Source organism: Streptomyces sp. NPDC001904, from assembly GCF_040297005.1.
In the GTDB taxonomy this organism is placed as follows: Bacteria; Actinomycetota; Actinomycetes; order Streptomycetales; family Streptomycetaceae; genus Streptomyces.
Genome location: NZ_JBEOYI010000017.1, coordinates 63,694 through 79,894, shown reverse-complemented (window position 1 = coordinate 79,894; position 16,201 = coordinate 63,694). Strand labels below are relative to the sequence as shown.

At 70.9% G+C, this 16,201-nt stretch carries 10 protein-coding genes; 7 read left to right on the top strand and 3 right to left on the bottom strand.

Translation table 11 applies throughout. From position 1 onward, the window contains the following. The first annotated feature begins 15 nt into the window (after window positions 1-15). From nuoL to recQ, 4 genes are all read left to right on the top strand, one after another. On the top strand, window positions 16-1,911 hold the full coding sequence (gene nuoL, locus ABT127_RS24980) for an NADH-quinone oxidoreductase subunit L (RefSeq protein ID WP_351454079.1): 1,896 nt from the start codon (window positions 16-18) through the stop codon (window positions 1,909-1,911). A gap of 5 nt (window positions 1,912-1,916) precedes the next feature. Next, window positions 1,917-3,491, top strand: a complete 1,575-nt coding sequence (locus tag ABT127_RS24975) for an NADH-quinone oxidoreductase subunit M (RefSeq protein ID WP_351454077.1) — start codon at window positions 1,917-1,919, stop codon at window positions 3,489-3,491. 8 nt (window positions 3,492-3,499) lie between these two features. Beyond that, window positions 3,500-5,149, top strand: coding sequence for an NADH-quinone oxidoreductase subunit NuoN (nuoN, locus tag ABT127_RS24970; protein WP_351454074.1), 1,650 nt, complete (start codon window positions 3,500-3,502; stop codon window positions 5,147-5,149). Window positions 5,150-5,310: 161 nt separating this feature from the next. After that, window positions 5,311-7,254 (top strand): DNA helicase RecQ, encoded by a 1,944-nt coding sequence (gene recQ, locus ABT127_RS24965; RefSeq protein WP_351454071.1) that lies wholly within the window; start codon window positions 5,311-5,313, stop codon window positions 7,252-7,254. A gap of 197 nt (window positions 7,255-7,451) precedes the next feature. Here recQ and fahA read toward each other — a convergent pair whose 3' ends face one another. After that, a complete protein-coding gene (gene fahA / locus ABT127_RS24960; RefSeq protein WP_351454068.1) occupies window positions 7,452-8,699 on the bottom strand; it encodes a fumarylacetoacetase in 1,248 nt (415 codons plus the stop codon). Between the two features lie 218 nt (window positions 8,700-8,917). On the opposite strand from fahA, the gene ABT127_RS24955 reads away from it, so the two are divergent. From ABT127_RS24955 to ABT127_RS24945, 3 genes are all read left to right on the top strand, one after another. Beyond that, complete coding sequence (locus tag ABT127_RS24955) at window positions 8,918-10,210, top strand: carboxylate--amine ligase (RefSeq protein ID WP_502971776.1); 1,293 nt, start codon at window positions 8,918-8,920, stop codon at window positions 10,208-10,210. 89 nt (window positions 10,211-10,299) lie between these two features. Continuing rightward, on the top strand, window positions 10,300-11,502 hold the full coding sequence (locus ABT127_RS24950; RefSeq protein WP_351454065.1) for an FAD-dependent oxidoreductase: 1,203 nt from the start codon (window positions 10,300-10,302) through the stop codon (window positions 11,500-11,502). 130 nt (window positions 11,503-11,632) lie between these two features. Then, window positions 11,633-12,436, top strand: a complete 804-nt coding sequence (locus tag ABT127_RS24945; RefSeq protein WP_351454062.1) for an HAD family hydrolase — start codon at window positions 11,633-11,635, stop codon at window positions 12,434-12,436. Between the two features lie 209 nt (window positions 12,437-12,645). On the opposite strand, the gene ABT127_RS24940 is transcribed toward ABT127_RS24945, so the two are convergent. Beyond that, on the bottom strand, window positions 12,646-14,655 hold the full coding sequence (locus ABT127_RS24940; protein ID WP_351454059.1) for a CocE/NonD family hydrolase: 2,010 nt from the start codon (window positions 14,653-14,655) through the stop codon (window positions 12,646-12,648). 9 nt (window positions 14,656-14,664) lie between these two features. After that, window positions 14,665-16,161, bottom strand: coding sequence for a peptide MFS transporter (locus ABT127_RS24935; protein WP_502971779.1), 1,497 nt, complete (start codon window positions 16,159-16,161; stop codon window positions 14,665-14,667). Window positions 16,162-16,201: the final 40 nt, after the last annotated feature.

Sequence of the window (16,201 nt, the reverse complement as noted above, 5' to 3'; positions counted from 1 at the left end):
GGGGTCGGAGAAATCGTGAACAACCTGATTGCGCTGCTCGTCGCGGCGCCACTGCTCGGAGCGGCCGTACTCCTGTGCGGCGGGCGGGCGTTGGACCGGGTGGGTCATCTGCTCGGCACCCTGCTCGCGGCCGGCTCCTTCGTGATCGCGGTCGTGCTCTTCTCCGATCTGCTGGGCAGGAGCCCGGAGGACCGCACGCTCAGCCAGCACCTGTTCAGCTGGATCCCCGTCGAGGGCTTCCAGGCGGACGTCGCCTTCCAGCTGGACCAGCTGTCGATGACGTTCGTACTGCTGATCTCCGGTGTGGGCACGCTGATCCACATCTACTCGATCGGTTACATGGAGCACGACGAGCGGCGCCGCCGCTTCTTCGGCTACCTGAACCTGTTCCTCGCGGCGATGCTCCTGCTGGTCCTCGCCGACAACTACCTGCTCCTCTACGTCGGCTGGGAGGGCGTGGGCCTCGCCTCGTACCTCCTCATCGGCTTCTGGCAGCACAAGCCCAGCGCGGCCACCGCCGCCAAGAAGGCGTTCCTCGTCAACCGTGTCGGTGACATGGGTCTGTCCATCGCGATCATGCTGATGTTCACGACGTTCGGGACGTTCGCCTTCAAGCCGGTGCTCGACAGCGTCGGCGACACGAGCGAGGGCAAGCTCACCGCGATCGGCCTGATGCTGCTGCTCGCCGCGTGCGGCAAGTCGGCGCAGGTGCCGCTGCAGTCCTGGCTCGGGGACGCGATGGAGGGCCCGACCCCGGTCTCGGCCCTCATCCACGCCGCGACCATGGTGACCGCGGGCGTCTACCTGATCGTCCGCTCCGGCGCGATCTTCAACGGCGCGCCGGACGCCCAGCTCGTCGTCACCATCGTCGGCGCGGTCACGCTGGTGTTCGGTGCGATCGTCGGTTGCGCGAAGGACGACATCAAGAAGGCGCTGGCCGGCTCGACGATGTCGCAGATCGGCTACATGGTGCTCGCCGCGGGCCTCGGCCCCATCGGCTACGTCTTCGCGATCATGCACCTGGTGACGCACGGCTTCTTCAAGGCGGGCCTGTTCCTCGGCGCCGGTTCGGTCATGCACGGCATGAACGACGAGGTCGACATGAGGAAGTACGGCGCCCTCAGGAAGTACATGCCGGTCACCTTCGTGACGTTCGGCCTCGGGTACCTCGCCATCATCGGCTTCCCGGGGCTGTCCGGCTTCTTCTCCAAGGACAAGATCATCGAGGCGGCGTTCGCGAAGGGCGGCACCGAGGGCTGGATCCTCGGCTCCGTGGCCCTGCTCGGCGCGGCCATCACGGCGTTCTACATGACCCGCGTGATGATCATGACCTTCTTCGGCGAGAAGCGCTGGCAGCCCGACGCGGACGGCCATGAGCCGCACCCGCACGAGTCGCCGTCGTCCATGACGATCCCGATGATCGTGCTCGCGGTCGGCTCGGTCTTCGCCGGTGGCTTCTTCTCCATCGGCGACCGCTTCCTGCACTGGCTGGAGCCGGTCACCGGCCACGACCACGGGCACGCGCCGATCAGCGCGGGCGTGGTCACCGGCGCCACCATGGTCTGCCTGGTGATCGGTGTCGCGATCGCCTGGTTCCAGTACGGGCGCCGCGAGGTCCCGGTCGTCGCCCCGCGCGGCTCGCTGCTCACCCGCGCGGCCCGCCGGGACCTGCTCCAGGACGACTTCAACCACGTCGTCCTGGTCCGCGGCGGCGAGCACCTCACGCGCTCCCTGGTCTACGTCGACCACACCCTGGTCGACGGAGTGGTGAACGGCACGGCGGCTTCCGTGGGCGGCCTCTCCGGCCGGCTCCGCAAGCTCCAGAACGGCTACGTGCGCTCGTACGCCGTCTCGATGTTCGGCGGTGCGGCGGTCATCGTCGCGGCGACCCTGCTGATGAGGGCGGTCTGATACCGATGTCCTTTCCTCTGCTGACAGCGACGGCGGTACTGCCGGCCGTGGGCGCCATCGCCACGGCCGCCGTACCGGCGAAGCAGCGCACGGCGGCCAAATGGCTCGCGCTGTTGTTCTCGCTCGCGACCCTGGTGGTCGCGGCGGTGGTCGCGGTGCGCTTCGACCCGGACGGCGACCGCTACCAACTCACCGAGTCCCACGCCTGGATCAAGGACTTCGGGGTCCGTTACGAACTGGGCGTGGACGGCATCGGGGTGGCGCTCATCGCGCTGACCGCGCTGCTGATCCCGTTCGTGATCCTCGCGGGCTGGAACGACGCGGACCCGCTGGAGACCGGAAGCAGGCGCTGGCGGCCGACGCAGGGCTTCTTCGCCCTGATCCTCCTCGTCGAGGCGATGGTGATCATCTCCTTCGAGGCCACCGACGTCTTCCTCTTCTACATCTTCTTCGAAGCCATGCTGATCCCGATGTACTTCCTCATCGGCGGCTTCGGGGACCGCGCGGGCCCGCACGGCGAGAAGGAGGCCGCGACCCAGCGCAGTTACGCGGCCGTCAAGTTCCTCCTCTACAACCTGGTCGGCGGGCTCATCATGCTGGCGGCCGTCATCGGTCTGTACGTGGTCGCCGGGAGCTTCTCGCTCTCGGAGATCGCGGCGGCCCGCGCGAGCGGCTCGCTGGACATGGCGACCAACACCGAGCGGCTGCTCTTCCTCGGCTTCTTCTTCGCCTTCGCGGTGAAGGCCCCGCTGTGGCCGCTGCACACCTGGCTGCCGAACGCGATGGGCGAGGCCACGGCCCCGGTCGCCGTACTGATCACGGCCGTCGTCGACAAGGTCGGCACCTTCGCGATGCTCCGCTTCTGCCTCCAGCTGTTCCCGGAGGCCAGCAAGTGGGCGACGCCGGTGATCCTGGTGCTCGCCCTGATCAGCATCGTCTACGGCGCGCTGCTCGCGGTCGGCCAGCGGGACATCAAGCGGCTGGTCGCGTACGCGTCGATCTCGCACTTCGGCTTCATCATCCTGGGCATCTTCGCGATGACCAGCCAGGGCCAGTCCGGCGCGACGCTCTACATGGTCAACCACGGTATTTCCACGGCCGCGTTGATGCTGGTCGCCGGGTTCCTGATCTCCCGCCGCGGCTCGCGGCTCATCGCCGACTACGGCGGTGTGCAGAAGGTCGCCCCGGTGCTCGCCGGCACGTTCCTGATCGGCGGCCTGGCCACGCTCTCGTTGCCGGGGCTCGCGCCCTTCGTGAGTGAATTCCTGGTCCTGGTCGGCACGTTCTCGCGCTACCCGGTCATCGGCATCATCGCGACCATCGGCATCGTGCTCGCCGCGCTCTACACGCTGGTGCTCTACCAGCGCACCATGACGGGCCCGGTGAAGCCGTCGAACGAGGGCATCGCCGACCTGAAGGCGCGCGAACTGACCGTCGTGGTCCCGCTGATCGCCGTACTGATCTTCCTGGGTGTCTACCCGAAGCCGCTGACCGAGCTGGTGAACCCGGCGGTCAAGCACACCATGTCCGACGTCCACAAGAAGGACCCGAAGCCGGAAGTGGAGGCGGCTCACAAGTGAGTTCCCTGGTGAGTGCTCCAGTCGTCCACAGCCTGTGGACAACGGCGGCCGACCCGATCTCCAAGATCGACGCCCCGAAGATCGAGTACGGGCAATTGTCCCCGACCTTGATCGTCATCGGTGCCGCCGTCCTGGGGATCCTGGTCGAGGCGTTCGTGCCGCGTAAGTCCCGTTACTACGTCCAGGTGTTCCTGTCGGTCGTGGCCCTCGCGGCGGCCTTCGCCGCGGTCGTCGGCCTCGCCGCCGGCGGGTACGGCACGACCAAGGCGCACATCGCGGCCATGGGCGCGATCGCCGTCGACGGACCCGCCCTCTTCCTGCAGGGCACCATCCTGCTGGCCGGGCTCGTCTCGATCTTCACGTTCGCCGAGCGGCGGCTCGACCCGGAGGCGCACGGCAACCGCGTCGACTCGTTCGCCGCGCAGGCCGCCTCCGTACCGGGCAGCGAGAGTGAACAGGCCGCCGTGAAGGCCGGGTTCACGACGACCGAGGTGTTCCCGCTCGCGCTCTTCGCGATCGGCGGCATGCTGGTGTTCCCCGCGGCGAACGACCTGCTGACGCTCTTCATCGCCCTGGAAGTCTTCTCGCTCCCGCTGTACCTCCTGTGCGCCGTGGCCCGCCGCAAGCGGCTCGTGTCGCAGGAGGCCGCGGTCAAGTACTTCCTGCTCGGCGCCTTCGCGTCCGCGTTCACCCTGTTCGGCATCGCGCTGCTCTACGGCTACGCGGGCTCGGTCTCGTACGCCAAGGTCGCGAGCGTCGTCGACGGCACGGTCACCAATATCGACCCGGCCCTCGCCGACACGATGGGCAACGACGCGCTGCTCCTGATCGGCGTCGCGCTCGTCGTCATGGGCCTGCTGTTCAAGGTCGGCGCCGTCCCGTTCCACATGTGGACGCCGGACGTCTACCAGGGCGCCCCGACGCCCGTCACCGGCTTCATGGCGGCGGCGACCAAGGTGGCCGCCTTCGGCGCGCTGCTGCGCCTGCTGTACGTGGTCCTGCCGGGCCTGCGCTGGGACTGGCGGCCGGTCATGTGGGCCGTCGCCATCGTCACCATGCTCGGCGGCGCGATCGTCGCGATCACCCAGACCGACATCAAGCGGCTCCTCGCGTACTCGTCGATCGCGCACGCCGGGTTCATCCTGGCCGGTGTGATCGCGACGACCCCCGAGGGCGTCTCGTCGGTGCTGTTCTACCTGGGCGCGTACTCCTTCGTGACCATCGGCGCCTTCGCCGTGGTGACCCTGGTGCGCGACGCGGGCGGCGAGGCGACGCACCTGTCGAAGTGGGCGGGGCTCGGCCGGCGCTCGCCGCTGGTCGCGGCCGTCTTCGCGGTGTTCCTGCTCGCCTTCGCCGGAATCCCGCTCACCTCCGGCTTCGCGGGCAAGTTCGCCGTGTTCAAGGCGGCCGCCGAGGGCGGTGCGGGCGCGCTCGTCGTCGTCGGTGTGGTGTCCTCGGCGATCGCCGCGTTCTTCTACATCCGCGTGATCGTCCTCATGTTCTTCAGTGAGCCGAAGGCGGACGGGCCGACCGTGGCCGTGCCGTCGCCGCTGACCATGACGACGATCGCGGTGGGCGTCGCGGTCACGATCGTGCTGGGCCTCGCGCCGCAGTACTTCCTGGACCTGGCGAACCAGGCCGGAGTCTTCGTCCGGTAACGCCCTCGCGCACGCGTGAGCCGGTGCCCGGCGCCCTGGGAGGGGTGCCGGGCACCTCTGTGTGCGGCCAGGTTCTCCCGAGCCTGTGGATAACTTTCGGGGTTGTCGGTGCGGACCCCTATCGTTGGCGGAGCAGTCGGACGACGGACGGGACAGACGGTATGAGCGAGGTGACGGAGAGCGAGGCCCTTGCCACGCTCCACCGCGTCTTCGGGTACGACGCATTCCGCGGCGAGCAGGAAGCGATCATCGAGCACGTCGTGGCGGGCGGTGACGCCGTCGTCCTGATGCCCACCGGCGGCGGCAAGTCGCTGTGCTACCAGATCCCGGCCCTGGTCAGACCAGGTACGGGCGTCGTCGTCTCGCCGCTGATCGCGCTCATGCAGGACCAGGTGGACGCGCTGCGGGCGCTCGGCGTCCGCGCCGGGTTCATGAACTCGACGCAGGACTTCGACGAGCGGCGGACCGTCGAGGCCGAGTTCCTCGCCGGCGAGCTGGACGTGATCTACCTCGCCCCGGAGCGGCTGCGGATCGACAGCACCCTCGACCTGCTCTCGCGCGGCAAGATCTCCGTCTTCGCGATCGACGAGGCGCACTGTGTGGCGCAGTGGGGGCACGACTTCCGGCCCGAGTACCGGGCGCTGTCCGTGCTCGGCGAGCGGTGGCCCGACGTGCCGCGCATCGCCCTCACGGCGACCGCGACGCACGCCACCCACCAGGAGATCACCCAGAGCCTCGGCATGCCGCGGGCCCGGCACTTCGTGGCCAGCTTCGACCGGCCCAACATCCAGTACCGGATCGTGCCCAAGGCCGAGCCGAAGAAGCAGCTGCTGACCTTCCTCAAGCAGGAGCACGAGGGCGACGCGGGCATCGTGTACTGCCTGTCGCGCAAGTCCGTGGAGGCGACCGCCGAGTTCCTGAGCAGGAACGGGATCGAGGCGGTGCCGTACCACGCGGGCCTCGACGCGGGGACGCGCGCGGCGCACCAGTCCCGCTTCCTGCGCGAGGAGGGGCTGGTGGTCTGCGCGACCATCGCGTTCGGCATGGGCATCGACAAGCCGGACGTGCGGTTCGTGGCCCACCTCGACCTGCCGAAGTCCGTCGAGGGGTACTACCAGGAGACCGGCCGCGCGGGCCGGGACGGGCTCGCGTCGACGGCCTGGATGGCGTACGGGCTGCAGGACGTGGTGCAGCAGCGCAAGCTGATCAACATGGGGGAGGGCGACGAGGCGTTCCGTCGCCGGGCCTCCTCCCACCTCGACTCGATGCTGGCCCTCTGCGAGACCGCGCAGTGCCGGCGGGCCCAGCTCCTGACCTACTTCGGGCAGGAGGCCCCGGCCGCGTGCGGGAACTGCGACACCTGTCTGACCCCGCCCGAGACCTGGGACGGCACGGTCGCCGCGCAGAAGATCCTCTCCACCGTGGTGCGGCTCGACCGGGAGCGGCGACAGAAGTTCGGCGCGGGCCAGATCATCGACATCCTGCTCGGCAAGCGCACCGCCAAGGTCATCCAGTTCGACCACGACCAGCTCTCCGTCTTCGGCATCGGTGAGGAGCTGAGCGAGAACGAATGGCGTGGCGTGGTGCGGCAGTTGCTGGCGCAGGGGCTCGTCGCCGTCGAGGGGGAGTACGGGACGCTCGTGCTCACCGACGACAGCGGGAGCGTGCTGGGGCGGGAGCGGGAGGTGCGGCTGCGCAAGGAGGCGCCGAAGCCCGCCTCTTCCCGGTCGTCCTCGCCCCGCGAGCGCAAGGCCAAGACCGTCGCGGCCGATCTGCCCGCCGAGCTGGTGCCCGTCTTCGAGGCGTTGCGGGCCTGGCGCGGGGCGCAGGCCAAGGAGAACGGGGTGCCCGCGTATGTGATCTTCCATGACGCCACGTTGCGGGAGATTGCTCTTCAGCGGCCCGCGTCGTTGGCGCAGTTGGGCACGCTCGGTGGGGTCGGGGAGAAGAAGTTGGCCACCTGGGGGCCCGGGGTGCTGGAGGTTCTTGCCGGGCTTGAAGGTGCCGGTGCCGTGGCCGGTGCCGGTGATGTCGAGCCGGAGTTCGACCCCGGGCCCGAGCCTGATTTCGGGCCGGAGCCGGAGCCGGAGGATGTCGACTGGTGACGCCGGCCTGCCGCGCCGTTGTTTGTCGTTCGTCCCCGGCCCGGTGGGGCTTCTCGCGCAGTTCCCCGCGCCCCTGAAGGCATGCGCCGCGCGCAGCCTTCCCCTGAGGCCGCTGCTCCGCCGCGCCTCTCTTGATGAGATGGCGCACGAAATGCGCATCTCAGGGGCGCGGGGAGCTGCGCGCTCGGTCCCGCCGGCTACGGCTGCGGCGTGATGCGGCCCGTCACTTCGCCCAGGGCCACCCGGGTCCCGGTGGGGCCGGGGGCCCAGGCCGTCATCGTCACCACGTCGCCGTCCTCCAGGAAACCCCGCTTGCCGTCGGGGAGTTCGAGGGGACGCTGCCCGTTCCAGGTCATCTCGATCAGCGAGCCGCGCTCGTTCTCGGCGGCGCCGCTGACGGTGCCGGAGCCGTAGAGGTCGCCGGTGCGCAGCGAGGCGCCGTTGACCGTCATGTGGGCCAGCATCTGCGCGCCCGTCCAGTACATGCCGGCGAAGGGCGGCTCGGAGACGACCTGGCCGTTGACGGCGACGGTGAGGTGAAGGTCGTAGCCCGCCGGGTCGAGAGCGGGGTCGGTGTCGTCCAGGTAGGGCAGCAGGGGCACGGTGCGCGCGGGCGCGGGCACGCGGGCCGCGTCCAGCGCCTCGAGAGGCGTGATCCACGCGGAGATCGAGGTCGCGAAGGACTTGCCGAGGTGCGGGCCGAGCGGCACCGTCTCCCAGTTCTGGATGTCGCGCGCCGACCAGTCGTTGAGCAGGCACAGGCCGAAGACGTGGTCGCGGTAGGCGGCGAGCGGGACCGGGGTGCCCTGCGGGGACGGCACCCCGACGACGTAACCGACCTCGGTCTCGATGTCGAGGCGGACCGACGGGCCGAAGACCGGGGCCGGGTCCTGCGGGCCCTTGCGCTGCCCGCTGGGCCGGACCACGTCGGTGCCGGAGACCACGACCGTGCCGGCGCGGCCGTGGTAACCGACCGGCAGGTGCTTCCAGTTGGGCTTCAGCGCCGCCTCGTCGGGACGGAAGAGCTTGCCGAGGTTCGTGGCGTGGTTCTCGGACGCGTAGAAGTCGACGTAGTCCGCGACCTCGAACGGGAGGTGCAGGGTGACCTCCGCGAGCGGGTGGAGGTGGGGGCGGACCACGTCGCGGTGGGCCGGGTCCGTCACCCATGACGTCACGGCACGGCGCACCTCCGACCAGGCCGTACGGCCCGCCGCGAGAAGGGAGTTGAGCGTGCGCCGGGCCAGGAGCGGGCTGTGGGGCGAACCGAGGGCGTCGGCCACCGCGCCCGCGTCCAGGACGTGGTCGCCGAGGCGGACCCCGACGCGTCGGCTCTCACCGGCGCGGCCGAAGACCCCGTAGGGGAGGTTGTGCGGGCCGAAGGGGTGGCCTTCGGGGAGGTCGAGCGGGTCGAGCGGGGTGTGCTCGGACGCGGCTGCGGCTGCCATGCCTACGTGCCTCACTTTCCAGGGTGGATCACATGGGCGGATCACACGAGTGGGCCACACGTTACGTGGACGCCGGGTGTTCGGGCAGGGGCTAAAGAGTTCGTAATGTCCGAATGACCCGTTGTTGGAGTGGTCAGTTCCGGCATAGCGTCCATGTCCGGCGAACGCGGACGGGGTGGATCCGGGTTCGGAGGGGGATCAGGACACGTGGGGGGCCCGTGGCCAGACATGCCGGTGACGCACGCGGTGCTGCCCGACCCGCGCCGCTCGCCGTGGACCGCGAGGTGCCGGGCCTCATCGTGAAGTTCGGCGACTATCCGCTGCATCACGGGGGAGTGGGTGCCATCCGCAGCCTGGGCCGCCTCGGCGTCCCCATGTACGCGATCACCGAGGACCGTTTCACGCCCGCCGCGGCATCCCGCTATCTGCGCCGGGCCTTCGCCTGGCGGACCACCGGGGCGGAGCCGCCGGAGCACCTGGTCGACGGGCTGCTCAGGATCGCGCGGCGGATCGGCCGGCCCGCCGTGCTGATCCCGACCGACGAGGAAGCGGCCGTGCTCATCGCCGAGCACCAGGGTCCGCTGGCCGGCGCGGGATACCTCTTCCCGCCCGTCGAGCCGGCGCTGCCCCGGCGTCTGGCCAGCAAGCAGGGCCTGCACGAGCTGTGCGCGGAGCACGGGTTCCCCACGCCGGCGGCGTCCTTTCCCGAGAGCCGCGCGGACATCGAGGAGTTCGCGGCGAAGGCCCGCTTCCCGGTGGTGGCCAAGAACCGGGACGCGTTCACCCGCCGGGCCCGCCCCGCGGTGGCCGGGACGACCCGGATCGCCACCCCCGAGGGCCTGCGCGCCCTCGCGCGGGACTGGGGCGAGCCGCCCGGGGTGATCCTCCAGGAGTATCTGCCGCGCGAGGACGCCGAGGACTGGATCGTCCACGCCTACCTCGATCAGGACTCCGCGCCCCGGGCGATGTTCACCGGGGTCAAGGTCCGCTCCTGGCCGCCGCACGCGGGGATGACCGCGCACGCGTACGTCGTCGACAATCCGGAACTCGCGGACCTGGCCGCACGGTTCGTGAAGCAGATCGGCTTCACCGGGATCGTCGACCTCGACCTGCGCTTCGACCGCCGCGACGGCCGCTACAAGCTTCTCGACTTCAATCCGCGGATGGGCGCCCAGTTCCGCCTGTTCGAGAACGAGGCGGGGGTGGACGTCGTCCGCGCCCTGCACCTGCACCTCACCGGCCGCGACGTCCCGGAGGGGGAACAGCGGGCAGGACACCGGTACATCGTCGAGAACATCGACCTGCCGGCCCTGCTCGCCTACCGGCGCAGCGGCTACACGACCCCGCACGCCCCGCCCCGCGCGAGCGGCACGGAGCTGGCGTGGTGGGCGGCCGACGATCCGCGGCCGTTCTTCACGATGCTTGCCCGGTTCGTCAGACCCGGCGCACGGCATCTCTACCGGCTGTGGCGGACCAACCGCCGCGGCGGCACGACCGGCATCTCCGTCTAGAGGGGCGGGGACCGGCGAGCGGTACGCGAAGCAAGAGACGCAGGGGGCAGTGCGACTGCCGTCGACTGCCGTTTCGGGGAGGGAACTTCGTGATCCATCCGGTAGCTGTCATCGGCGCGGGCCCGTACGGCCTGTCGACCGCCGCGCACCTGCGGGCGCGCGGCCTTCCCGTCAGGGTCTTCGGGGAGCCCATGGTGAGCTGGCGCTCGCACATGCCCGAGGGCATGATCCTCAAATCGGTGCCGTCCGCGTCGTCCATCGACGCGCCCCAGCGCGGCCACGACCTCGCCGACTACTGCGACGCGGCCGGCATCAGGCGCCTGGTCACGGACGAGGACCTGATCAGCGCCGAGACCTTCGTCCGGTACGGCGAATGGTTCCAGCAGCGGCTGGTGCCGGGGCTGGAGCGGGTGCGGGTCGTCTCGGTCGACCGGCGCGGCACCGCGGGCTTCGACCTGAAGCTGGACTCCGGCGAGCAGTTCACCGCGCGCGCCGTCGTCGTCGCCAGCGGACTGTCGGGCCTGGAGCACCTGCCGCGCGAGTTCGCCGCGGCCGCGCCGGACGGGCCCTCGCCCACGGGCCCGCTCTCGCACAGCGCCCAGCACCACGACCTGTCGCGGTTCTCCGGCAAGGAGCTGATCGTCGTCGGCGCGGGCCAGTCCGCCCTGGAGACGGCGGCGCTGGCGGCCGAGGCCGGGGCGAGCGTGCGGGTCGTGGCGCGCGGCCGGGGCCGGGTGCGGTTCGGCGCGCCGCCGTGGGAACAGCCGCGGCTGCGCCCGGCGACCCCGTTCGGCAACGCCTGGTCGCTGTACGCGCTCACGTACTACCCGCACCAGTACCGCCAACTGCCGCCCGGCCTGCGGCACTACCTGGTCAGGCGGGTGCTCGGCCCGCTCGGCGCGTGGTGGCTGCGGGAACGGTTCGAGGGCAAGGTCGCCGTGCGCGAGGTCGCGGCGGTGCGGCGGATCACGGTGGCGGGCGGCGCGCCGGTGGTACAGGTGGGGACGCTCGGCGGACGGCGGGAGGAGCTGACCGCGGACCATGTCGTCGCGGCGACCGGGTACCGGGTGGATCTGGCGGCGATGCCGTTCCTCGGCGACGGCCTGCGCACGCGCCTCGCGGCCAGCCGGGGGACCCCGCGGCTCGGCCCGGGCTATGTCTCGTCGGTCCCCGGCCTGTACTTCACCGGGATGCTGGGCGGGTCGTCGTACGGACCGGTGATGCGGTTCGTGTGCGGCACCGAGTTCGCCTCGCCCCGGCTGGCGGCGCATCTCGCGTCCCGCCACGGCTAGCGTCAGCCGGCGGCCACGCGTTGACCCGAAGAGATGACAAGACGGTCAGTGCTGCCTGTGCGGGCGATCGGCGCAAGGGCGGCCGGTACGCGTCGGTGCCCCGGTGCCTTTGGTCCGTATTCTTCGGATCATGCCCGCACCCGCATATGCACTCATCGCCACTGACCTGGACGGCACGCTGCTGCGAGGGGACGACACCGTCTCGGACCGGACGCGGGACGCCCTCGCGCGGGCCGCCGCGGCCGGGGCCCGGCACATCGTGGTCACCGGGCGGCCCGCACCCCGGGTGCAGCCGCTCCTCAGCGATCTCGGCGGGGCGGGGCTCGCGGTGTGCGCGCAGGGCGCGCAGTTGTACGACGCGGCGCACGACCGCCTGCTCTGGTCGCTCACCCTCGACCGGGAGCTGGCCGAGCAGGCGCTCGGAAAGATCGAGGCCGAGGCGGGGCAGGTGTACGCGGCCGTGGACCAGGACGGTGTGGACGGGCTGACGCTGATCGAGCCCGGCTATCTGATGCCGCACCCGACGCTGCCCGCCGTGCGGGTGCACCGCCGGGCCGACCTGTGGGCCGAGCCCATCAGCAAGGTGCTGCTGCGCCATCCCGCGCTGGCCGACGACGAACTGGCCGCCGTGGCACGGGCGGCGGTCGGTCCGCTCGCCACCGTCACCATGTCGGGGCCGGGCACCGTCGAACTTCAGCCGCGCGGCGTCACCAAGGCGACGGGGCTCGAACTCGCCGCCGAGCGGGTGGGCGTGGGCCCCGCCGACACCATCGCCTTCGGCGACATGCCCAACGACGTACCGATGTTCGGCTGGGCCGCGCGCGGGGTCGCCATGGCCAACGCCCACCCCGAACTGAAGGCCGTCGCCGACGAGGTCACCGCGTCCAACGAGGAGGACGGGGTGGCTGTCGTCCTGGAGCGGCTCCTGGGCTGAGCCGGGCCGGCCGTCGGGTGTCGTTCGGCTGCGGGCCCGGTGGGGGCTGGTCGCGCAGTTCCCCGCGCCCCTGAAGCATGCGCTGCGCGCAGCCTTCCCCGATGAGATGGCGCACGCAGTGCGCATCTCAGGGGCGCGGGGAACTGCGCGAGAAGCCCCACCGGCCCGCAGCCGACGAACAACCCGGAAGCCGCCGTGCGGAGAACACGTCACCCCGCCGTGCGCGGAATGCGTTCCTCCCACGTCCGGTGGAACACCACCTCGCCGCCGTCCCGGCACACCACCTCGTTCGAGGTCACGAACTCGGTGGCCGTGCAGGAGATCTCGGAGCGGGTCTGCACGGTCGCGTCCCACGCCATGTCCGGCCGGTGCAGCCGGATCGACCAGTCGGAGCGGGTGCGCGCCGACAGCGGATCGTCCTCCTGGATGGTGTACGTCTCCAGCGCGTCCTCGGTGAACTCCAGGCCGTCCGGGTAGACCCGCGTGCCGCCGTAGCGCGGGTCCACCTCCAGCTTCCACTCGCCCTTGGCGACGTCCCGGACGACCAGCCGCTCGGGGCGCTGCTCCTCCAGGGAGGCCGGGTACACGACGCCGAGCGGCGGGGACTGCTCCGGTTCCTCGAAGCGGATGGTGCCGCCCGGCTCGGCCGACCTGACCGGCAGCTCCAGCGCGCTGCCCAGCGGGTTCAGCGTGAACCCGGCCTGCGAACCGGCCTGCGGCCACACCCAGGGCCAGTACGCCGAGGAGACCGCGAGCCGGATGCGGTGGCCGGCCGGGAAGGAGTGGCCGATGCCGTTCAGCTCGAAGGTGACGTCCTCGGTCGATCCGGGCAGCCAGGGCACGTTCGCCGAACGGCCGTGCCGGGACGACAGGTTGAGCACTCCGCGGGTCACCAGGGTCGACGAGCCGTCCGGCGCGACGTCGCACAGCCGGGCCACGACCTGCCCGCGCGACGCCTCCGACGACACCCGCAGGGTGACGCGGGGGCGGCCCAGCACCCGCACGTCCTCGGGCACCTCGAACTCGAAGCAGGCGCTCTGGGCGTCCTCGTCCCGCTGGTCGGGCGGCAGGTCCGCGTCGTTGCCGAACGGGAAGAAGCGGCCCGCGTCCAGGCCCGTGTGCTGCGGGGAGCGCACGACGACGGGGGAGCCCTGGAGCGCGTAGCTCACCGTGGTGACGTTCGGGGACGGCCAGGACGGGTCGCCGACCCAGTGGCCGGGCAGGGTGTCGTAGACCGTCGCGGGCGGGTGCGAGTCGCTGATGTACGAGCGGAGTTTCGGCTCGGCCATCACTCCGGTGTCCTCGCCCTTCAGCCAGTGGTCCCACCAGCGCAGCGTCTCCTGGAGGAAGCCGATCGCCGGTCCCGGCGGCAGGCCGCGGTCCGGGTACTGGTGCGACCACGGGCCGATGAGGCCGCGCACCTGGTCGTCCGGGAGGTGCTCGACCAGCCGCAGCACCGTGTCGCGGTACGGGTCGTGCCAGCCGCCGACCGCGAGGACCCCGGCCTTGATCGCCGAGTAGTCCTCGCAGACGCTGCCGTGCTTCCAGTAGGCGTCGCGGGTCTGGTGCCTGAGCCAGGTGTGGATGAAGGGGTCCACGGCCTCCAGCCGCTCGGTCCACATCTCGCGCCAGCCGTCGCCGACGAACTGCGGGTCCGGCGGGCGCGAGACGAACGCCAGCATCGTGGCCGCCCAGGCGTGCATGTCGACGGCGAGGACCGAACCGCCCGTGTAGTGCACGTCGTTGTCGTAGCGGTCGTCCGCGGAGCAGACCGTGATGATCGCCTTCAGCGGCTCGGGGGCCAGGGCCGCGATCTGCAGGGAGTTGAAGCCGCCCCAGGAGATGCCGAACATGCCGACCTTGCCGGACGACCAGGGCTGCTCGGCCAGCCAGTTGACGACCTCGACGCCGTCGCTCAGCTCCTGCGCGTCGTACTCGTCGCCCGGCAGGCCCTCGGAGTTGCCGTGGCCGCGCACGTCGACGCGTACGGAGGCGTAGCCGTGGCCCGCGTACCAGGGGTGGCGCTGCCAGTCGCGCGGCGCCGTCCAGTCGGAGAGCCGGTAGGGGAGGTATTCGAGGAGCACCGGAACCGGTTCGTCGGTGACCGGACGCCAGACGCGGGCGAAGAGCGTCGTCCCGTCGGAGAGGGGTACGCGGATGTCCTCACGAGTCGTGCCGTAGGGGAACTCGGTCCGGATGCGGGGGGAAGCAGTGCTCATGGTGATACCTCAGTGAACGGGGTGCATGGTGCGGCGCAGCCACGGCGCCAGGGCGATCACGGCGACGCCGACCGCGATGGCGATGGCGCCGTTGACGCCGAAGTACGCGGGGTTGGAGACCTCGCCGTAGAGCTTCACGGTCTGCGCCTGGATGCCGTTGGCGAGGGCGAGGGAGAGGAACCAGAGCGACATCGTCTGGTTGGCGAAGGCCTTCGGGGCGAGCTTGGTGGTCGCCGACATGCCCGACGTCTCCAGCAGGATGTCGCCGAGGCCGAGCAGCAGGTACGAGCCGACGATCCACCAGGCGGACATCAGGTACGAGTCGCCGCTGTGCCCGGACGTGGGCAGCACCATCAGGACGAAGGACAGACCGCCGAGGATCACGCCGATGGCGATCTTGTTGGAGGCGTGCGGCTGACGCGGGCCCATCCGGGCCCAGACGGCGGCCACGACGGGCGCGAGCGCCACCTCGAAGGCGCCGAGGGCGGAGGCGTACCAGCTGGCCGGGAAGTGGAAGCCGAAGATCTCGGTCCTGGCGTTCGTCGAGGCCAGCAGCATCATCGTGGAGTAGGCCTGGAACAGGATGAAGTTGAACGCGACGGAGGCCAGGAAGAGGACCACGTAGGGCTTCAGCCGTCCGCGTTCCTCCGTCGTGACCCGGGGGCTCCTGAACATCACCACGAAGTACACGACCGGCGCGATCACCGAGATGATCGTCAGCAGGTCGACGAAGCGGTCCATGGTCAGCCAGCCCACCGCGGCCAGGAGTCCGGCGAGCGCGGCCACCACGACGGCGCCGATCACGATCGTGCGGACCGCCCGGCGCAGCGCGTCGTCGGGCAGCCGGAACTCGGCGGTGGCCTTGCGCCCGGCCAGGTGGCGGCGGCCGGCCACGTACTGGATCAGGCCGAAGGTCATGCCGACGGCGGCCGCCGAGAAGCCCCAGTGCCAGCCCTTGTGGTCACCGAGCCAGCCGGTGATCAGCGGTCCGGCGAAGGCACCGATGTTGATGCCCATGTAGTACAGCGCGAAGCCGGCGTCGCGGCGCTCGTCGTCGGTGCGGTAGAGCTTGCCGACCATGGTGGCGACGTTCGGCTTGAGCAGGCCGGTGCCGGCGCTGATCAGGCCCAGGCCCACCCAGGTCATCGTGGCGGTCGGCACCGCCATGGAGTAGTGGCCGCAGGCGATGAGGATGCCGCCCCAGAGCACGGCGCGGTAGGAGCCGAGGATCCGGTCGGCGAGCCAGCCGCCCGCGACGGAGACCAGATAGACGAGCGTGCCGTAGGCGGCCGAGACCGACGCGGCCGTGCCGGGGTCCATGCCCATGCCGCCGTGTGCGACGGTATCGGCGAAGAACAGGACGAGAATGGCCTGCATGCCCAGGAACGAGAATCGTTCCCAGACCTCCAGGCCCGACAGGGTGAGCAGCCCGCGGGGCTGCCCGAAGAAGGCGGTGTCGTCGCCCGGCGGCGGCTGGTCGGCCGCGTTGTCTGGGTCGGTGGCTATGCGGGACAAGTGGTGTACTCCCGGTCGTATCGGCTGATCA

Excerpts from the sequence above, each read along its gene's own strand:
- ABT127_RS24975 (WP_351454077.1), top strand. The coding sequence starts at position 1,917 with ATGTCCTTTCCTCTGCTGACAGCGACGGCGGTACTGCCGGCCGTGGGC.
- recQ (WP_351454071.1), top strand. The coding sequence starts at position 5,311 with ATGAGCGAGGTGACGGAGAGCGAGGCCCTTGCCACGCTCCACCGCGTC.
- fahA (WP_351454068.1), bottom strand. The coding sequence starts at position 8,699 with ATGGCAGCCGCAGCCGCGTCCGAGCACACCCCGCTCGACCCGCTCGAC.
- ABT127_RS24945 (WP_351454062.1), top strand. The coding sequence starts at position 11,633 with ATGCCCGCACCCGCATATGCACTCATCGCCACTGACCTGGACGGCACG.
- ABT127_RS24940 (WP_351454059.1), bottom strand. The coding sequence starts at position 14,655 with ATGAGCACTGCTTCCCCCCGCATCCGGACCGAGTTCCCCTACGGCACG.